Raw genomic sequence first — 6099 nt, forward strand, 5'->3', positions numbered from 1 at the left:
GCGACCCCTCGCGGCGGGGGCGGCGTCGTCCCCGGGCCCGGCCCGCCCGCCCCCGCCGCGCTCAGTCCAGCGCGGGGGAGGGCGAGGGCAGCGCCAGCACGTCGTCCGCGTCCTCGCGCAGGTCGAGCTGGCGCAGCGGGCCGCGGGTGCGGCGCATCGCCGCCAGCAGCACCTCGGTGGCCTCCTCGTCGCCCGCGCAGCGGAACAGCCCCGACGTCCACACGCGGGTGGCGTCGTCGTGCTGGTGGTGCCAGGCCAGCTCCTCGCCCAGGAACAGGTACGCCTCGGCGTCGGCGGGCCGGTCCGCCAGCACCTCGTCGGTCAGCGCGATCGCCTCGCGCAGGTGACCGCACAGCAGCAGCGCGGAGACCACGTAGCAGCGGGTGTCCGGCGCCACCGGGTCCCCGGTGGCCAGCGCCCGGCGGGCCAGCCGCAGGGCCCGGCGCGCGTCCCCGGCGTAGGCGGCGTGCTCGCTGGCCGCGACCAGCAGCCGCGCCCTCGACACGGAGTCGCCGGGCACCGCCCGGCGCGCCCACGACTCCAGCAGCGACGCGACGGCCCGCTGGCCCCGCGCGTCGGTCGCCGCGCTCAGCTCGACGGCCTCCAGGTCGGAGGCGCTCACAGGTGCTCGCACCCCCGCGAAGCTAGTGGCGCGCGCGCGCCGAGTCGCGCCCGCGGGCCCCGCCGGCGCGACAGTCAGCCGTTCGGCGCAGCGGCCGCGTCCCCGGCCGGCCCGTCCAGCTCCACGACCACCGGGGCGTGGTCCGAGGCGCCCTTGCCCTTGCGCTCGGCCCGGTCGATCGTGGCCGCGCTCACCCGCGCCGCCAGCGCCGGCGAGCCCAGCACGAAGTCGATCCGCATGCCCTGCCGCTTGGGGAAGCGCAGCTGCGTGTAGTCCCAGTACGTGTAGGTGCCCGGGCCCGGCGCGTGCGGGCGCACCACGTCGGTGAACCCCGCCTCCACCAGGGAGCGGAACGCCGCCCGCTCCGGGGCGGAGGTGTGCGTGGCGCCCTCGAAGACCGCCGGGTCCCACACGTCCTCGTCGAACGGGGCGATGTTGAAGTCGCCCACCAGCGCCACCTGCGCGCCCGGGTCCCGCGCCAGCCAGCCGCGCCCGGCCCCCAGCAGCGACTCCAGCCACAGCAGCTTGTACGCGTAGTGCGGGTCGTCCAGGCCGCGCCCGTTGGGCACGTACAGGCTCCACACCCGCACCCCGCCGCACGTGGCGCCGATCGCGCGCGCCTCCCTCACCGGCGGCGCGCCGAACTCCGGCACGTCGTCGGCGAAGGAGGTGCTGACGTCCTCCAGGCCCACCCGCGAGACCAGCGCCACGCCGTTCCACTGCGAGAGGCCGTGGTGGGCCACCTCGTAGCCGATGTCGGCGAAGGCCTGCGCGGGGAACTGCTCGTCCTTGCACTTGGTCTCCTGCAGGGCGACGACGTCGACGTCGCTGCGGTCGATCCAGGCGAGGACCCGGTCCAGGCGGGCGCGGACGGAGTTCACGTTCCAGGTGGCCAGGCGCACGGCCCGGACGTTACCCCCGCCGCGCCGGCCCGGCCCGGCAGGCGGGGACCGGGGGGAGGGGTCCCGGCCAGCGCCTAAGCTCGTGCCCCGTGAGCGCCCCCACCCCCAGCACCCCCGAGCGTGAGCGCCTCGCCGCCCTCATCGCCGGCAAGGCCGTCGTGCGCGGCCGCGTGACGCTGTCCAGCGGCGAGGAGGCCGACCACTACGTCGACCTGCGCCGCATCAGCCTCGACGGGGAGGCCTCCGCCCTCGTCGGGCCGGTGCTGCTGGACCTCGTGGCCGACTGGGGCTTCCAGGCCGTCGGCGGGCTCACCATGGGCGCCGACCCCGTGGCCCTGGCGATGGTGCACGCCGCCAACGCCCGCGGCTGGGCGGACGCGCACGGCGCCCCGCTGGACGCGTTCGTGGTCCGCAAGGCCGAGAAGGCGCACGGCCTGCAGCGGCGCATCGAGGGCCCCGACGTCGCCGGGCGCCGCGTGCTGGCCGTGGAGGACACCTCCACCACCGGCGGCTCCGTGCTCACCGCCGTCGCCGCGCTGCGCGAGGCCGGCGCCCACGTCGTCGGCGTGGCCGTCATCGTGGACCGCGCCACCGGCGCCAAGGAGCGCGTGGAGGCCGAGGGCCTGCCCTACCGCCACGCCTTCACCCTGGCCGACATCGGGCTGGGCGGCTGACGTGGGCACCGCCGGCACCGTCGTGCTCGTCCTCGTCCTGCTGCTCGTCGTCGTCGCCGTCGTCTACGCCGCCGCCACCCGCGCCTCCCTGGTGCGCATGCGCGACCTGGCCGTGGAGGCCGGCGCGCTCGCCGAGCAGCGCCGCTCGCGCCTGTCGGACCTGAGCCTGCACGCCGACGGGACCCCCGACGACCAGACCCGCCGCGCCATCGCCGACGCCGAGCACCGCCTCGCCGGCGACCTCGCCTTCCACGGCGCGGCCGTGCGCGCCTACGACGAGCGCCTGGCCCGCGTGCCCGCCTCCTGGGTGGGCGCCCTCACCGGCCTGCACCCGCTGGGCGCCTCCGCCGACCGCGGGCGCTGAGGCACCCCTGGACGCCCCCGCGCCCCTGCCCGCCGCCCTGCTGGCGGCGCTGCCGCGGCTGCGCTGCCCCGTGTGCCGCCAGCGCCTGGACGCCGACGGCCGGCGGCTGGTGTGCCCCGCCGGGCACAGCGCCGACGCCGCCCGGCAGGGGTACGTCACCCTCACCGCCGGCGCCCGCCCCCACCCCGGCGACACCGCCGCCATGGTCGCCGCCCGCGAGCGCTTCCTGGCCGCCGGGCACTACGAGCCGGTCGCGCGGGCCCTGGCGCTGCTGGCCGCCGAGCTGGTGCCCGCGGCGGCGTTCGCCGTGGACGTCGGCGGCGGCACCGGCTACCACCTCGCCCACGTCCTGGACGCCCTGCCGGGCGCGACCGGGGTGTGCGTGGACACCTCCGCCCCCGCGCTGCGCCGCGCCGCGCGCGCCCACCCGCGCGCCGCGGCGCTCGGCGCCGACGCCTGGCGCGCCCTGCCGGTGGCCGACGGCTGCGCGGACCTGGTGACCACGGTGTTCGCCCCGCGCGGGGAGGCGGAGGTGGCGCGGGTGCTGCGCCCGGGCGGGGCGTGGGTGGTGCTCACCCCGCTGCCCGCGCACCTGGAGCAGGTGCGCGCCGCGCTGGGCATGGTGGCCGTGGAGGAGCGCAAGCGCGAGCGCCTGGCCGCCGACCTGGCCGGCTTCGACCCCGCCGCCGAGCGCGAGCTGTCGCTGGTGCGCCCCCTGGACCGCGCGGCCCTGCGCGACCTGGTGCTCATGGGGCCCAGCGCCCACCACATCGACGCCGCGGGCCTGGAGCAGCGGCTGGCGGACCTGCCGGAGGTCGTGGACGTCACCGTCGCGGTGCGCCTGACCGCCGTCACCCGCCCGGGCTGAGCGGGCCGGCCGGGCGCACCGCGCGGCCGAGGTCGGCCAGGTGCGCGCTGAGCCCGTCGGCGGCCAGCTCGGCCCCCAGCGCGGCCCGGCCGCCCACCGGCACCGGCACCACCGCGCGCCAGCCGTCCGCCGCCCACCGCACGTCCTCCGGGGCGTGGCGGCGGCGCAGCTCCGCCTCCAGGCGCCCGGCGGTCGCCAGCCCGGCGCGCACCTCGACGAGGTCCACCCACCGCCGCGGCACCACCTCCGCCCGCGCCAGCGCCGCCGAGACCGCGCCGCCGTAGGCGCGCACCAGCCCGCCGGTGCCCAGCAGCACCCCGCCGAACCAGCGCGCCACGACGGCCACCACCCCGGTCACCCCGGCGCCCTCGAGCGCGGCGAGCATCGGCGCCCCGGCCGTGCCCGCGGGCTCGCCGTCGTCGCTGGAGCGCCGCTGCTCGCCGTCCTCGCCGAGCACCGAGGCGGTGCAGCGGTGGCGCGCGTCGGGCGCGGCGCGGCGCACGGCGGCCACCACGGCGTCCAGCTCCGCGGCGTCGCGCACCGGCTCCAGCACGCACAGGAAGCGCGAGCGCTCCACGACCGTCTCGGCGCGCGCGCCGCGCGCCAGGACGGGCCGCGGGTCCCTCACGGGGCCGCCCGGCGGGTGCGCGCCCCGCGGCGGCGGCGCAGGGCGCCCACGACCGGCGCGACGATCGAGGTGAGCACCGCGATCCCGGCGATCGTGTACGCCAGGGAGCGGATCCACGGCAGCGAGTCGGCGGCGTAGCCGGCCAGCACCAGCAGCGCCCCCCACGTCAGCGCCCCCACCACGTTGGCGCTGGCGAACGCCGCGTACGGCATGACGGCGGTGCCCGCGATGATCGGCGTGAACGCCCGCAGCCACGGGATGTAACGGCAGCCCACGACGGCGAACCAGCCGTAGCGCTCGTAGAAGGCCTCCGCGCGCGGCAGGTGCTTGGCGGCCTTCCCGGCGCGGTGCAGCAGCCAGGGCCTGCCCAGGCGCCGTCCGGACCAGTAGCCCACGGTGTCGCCGAGGACCGCCGCCAGCGTCACCCCCACCACGAGCACCCACAGCGACAGGGGGCTGCCGTCGCGGGCGGCGAGCAGGCCGGCGGTGAACAGCACGGTGCTGCCGGGCAGCCAGAAGCCGATGAGCGTGCCCGTCTCGGCGAAGACGATGCCGAAGACCAGCGCGTAGACGCCCAGGGCGCCGAGGTGGTCCAGCTGGGGGTCGGCGAGCTGCGAGAGCCAGTCGGACACCCCGCGATCCTCGCACCCCGGCGGCGGGCGGGGCGCCCCGCGGGGTGCCCGGGGGGCGCCTCAGCCCTGGGCGGGCCCGTCGGCCAGGCCGGCCAGGCGGGCGCGCTCCTCGCCGCTCAGGCGGCGCGGGCGGCCGGCGCCGAAGTCGTAGGCCACGCACGTGGTGCTCGCGCGCACGTAGGTGCGCTCCCCGCCGCCCCCGCCGCGGGCGTCGCCGCCGTCGCCGTCGGCTGGCCCGGGCTCGCGCACCTCGCAGCGCACCTCGAAGCTGGCCCCGCCCACGCGCCCGACCCACAGGTCCACGGCGACGGGCTCGGTGCGGTAGTCCAGGGGCAGCAGGTAGTCGACCTCGTGCCGGGCGACGACCGTGCCGGTGGCGAGCAGGGACCGCGAGCCGTCGCCGCCGGCCACCCCGAAGGCCCGCACGCGGGCCTCCTCCAGCAGCCGGAGCACCTCCACGTTGTTGACGTGGCGGTAGGCGTCCATGTCGCCCCAGCGCAGCTGGAGGAGCTGTCGGGAGCGGGGCACCGGGCCATCCTGCCCGGGGCGGCTCAGCGCTGGTTCTCGGGGGTGCTCTCGTCCAGGCGCGCGACCTGCTGCGGCAGGGCGGCCGCGGCGCGGCGCTGCTTGCGGCGGGCGTTGAGGACCTCGACGACGATCGGCAGCACCGAGACACCCACGAGCAGCAGCAGGCCGACCTCGATGTTGGCGCGGATGAAGGGGATGCCGCCGAGCAGGTAGCCCAGGACGGTCACGCCGGTGCCCCACAGCACCGCGCCGACCGCGGAGAAGACGAAGAAGGTGCGCCGCGGCATCCGGCCGGCGCCGGCGGCGACGGTGATGAAGGTGCGCACGACCGGCACGAAGCGGGCCAGGATGATCGCCCGGGCGCCGTAGGTGGCGAAGAACTCCTGGGTCTTCTCCACGTGCTTGCGCTTGAAGATCCGCGAGTTCGGCCGGTCGAAGATCGCCGGCCCGGCCGCGCGGCCGATCTCGTAGCCGCAGACGTTGCCGACGAACGCGGCGGCCGAGAGCACCAGGCACACGAACCACAGCGGGTGCGGCACGTGCCCCTCGTGGGTGAACAGCCCCACGGTGAACAGCAGGGAGTCGCCGGGCAGGAAGAAGCCGATGAGCAGGCCGCACTCGGCGAAGACGACGGCCGCCGCGCCCCACAGCGCCGCGGCGCCCAGGGTGTCCAGCAGCGTGGTGGCCTCCATCCAGTCCGGCAGCAGCGCGGGGGCGGCGGCGGGCAGGGAGGCCGAGATCTCGGCGAGCAGGGGCACGCCCCCAGGGTAGGACGGCTCCGGACCGGATCGGACCGTGCGGGCCGAGGATCAACCGTGAGGCGGACGGGGAGGTCCTGCGGACGGGTGCGCGCTCCTCCCCCCGGGGGATGCGCGCGCGCC

The 6099-nt window shown here is 78.2% G+C and carries 9 protein-coding genes; 3 read left to right on the forward strand and 6 right to left on the reverse strand.

The features are described from left to right. Positions 1-61: 61 nt before the first annotated feature. Positions 62-622, reverse strand: a complete 561-nt coding sequence (locus ACRYR7_RS12360) for a hypothetical protein (RefSeq protein ID WP_432572396.1) — start codon at positions 620-622, stop codon at positions 62-64. 74 nt (positions 623-696) lie between these two features. Continuing rightward, the gene (locus ACRYR7_RS12365; protein WP_432572398.1) at positions 697-1524 is read right to left on the reverse strand and encodes an exodeoxyribonuclease III; all 828 of its coding nucleotides are present in this window, start codon (positions 1522-1524) and stop codon (positions 697-699) included. Positions 1525-1613: 89 nt separating this feature from the next. Here ACRYR7_RS12365 and pyrE point away from each other — a divergent pair, with 89 nt between their 5' ends. The 3 genes from pyrE to ACRYR7_RS12380 all read left to right on the forward strand — a co-directional run bounded on the left by pyrE (position 1614) and on the right by ACRYR7_RS12380 (position 3430). Continuing rightward, a complete protein-coding gene (gene pyrE, locus ACRYR7_RS12370; protein ID WP_432572399.1) occupies positions 1614-2198 on the forward strand; it encodes an orotate phosphoribosyltransferase in 585 nt (194 codons plus the stop codon). Position 2199: 1 nt separating this feature from the next. After that, positions 2200-2562, forward strand: coding sequence for a hypothetical protein (locus ACRYR7_RS12375; RefSeq protein ID WP_432572400.1), 363 nt, complete (start codon positions 2200-2202; stop codon positions 2560-2562). Between the two features lie 70 nt (positions 2563-2632). After that, positions 2633-3430 (forward strand): methyltransferase domain-containing protein, encoded by a 798-nt coding sequence (locus ACRYR7_RS12380; RefSeq protein ID WP_432572401.1) that lies wholly within the window; start codon positions 2633-2635, stop codon positions 3428-3430. Here ACRYR7_RS12380 and ACRYR7_RS12385 read toward each other — a convergent pair. Genes ACRYR7_RS12385 through ACRYR7_RS12400 form a run of 4 tightly spaced genes read right to left on the reverse strand, consistent with a single transcriptional unit; the run spans position 3414 to position 5910 of the window. Then, on the reverse strand, positions 3414-4058 hold the full coding sequence (locus ACRYR7_RS12385; RefSeq protein WP_432572402.1) for a YigZ family protein: 645 nt from the start codon (positions 4056-4058) through the stop codon (positions 3414-3416). The genes ACRYR7_RS12380 and ACRYR7_RS12385 overlap by 17 nt on opposite strands. Beyond that, a complete protein-coding gene (locus ACRYR7_RS12390; protein WP_432572403.1) occupies positions 4055-4690 on the reverse strand; it encodes a DedA family protein in 636 nt (211 codons plus the stop codon). Before ACRYR7_RS12390 ends, ACRYR7_RS12385 begins: the two co-directional genes overlap by 4 nt. A gap of 60 nt (positions 4691-4750) precedes the next feature. Beyond that, positions 4751-5218 carry an acyl-CoA thioesterase gene (locus tag ACRYR7_RS12395; protein ID WP_432572404.1) on the reverse strand — a complete coding sequence of 156 codons (468 nt, stop codon included), beginning with the start codon at positions 5216-5218 and terminating at the stop codon, positions 4751-4753. Between the two features lie 23 nt (positions 5219-5241). Beyond that, complete coding sequence (locus ACRYR7_RS12400) at positions 5242-5910, reverse strand: DedA family protein (RefSeq protein ID WP_432572407.1); 669 nt, start codon at positions 5908-5910, stop codon at positions 5242-5244. Positions 5911-6099 lie beyond the last annotated feature (189 nt).

The sequence above is a fragment of the Kineococcus gurbantunggutensis genome (assembly GCF_050871925.1).
Taxonomy (GTDB): Bacteria; Actinomycetota; Actinomycetes; order Actinomycetales; family Kineococcaceae; genus Kineococcus.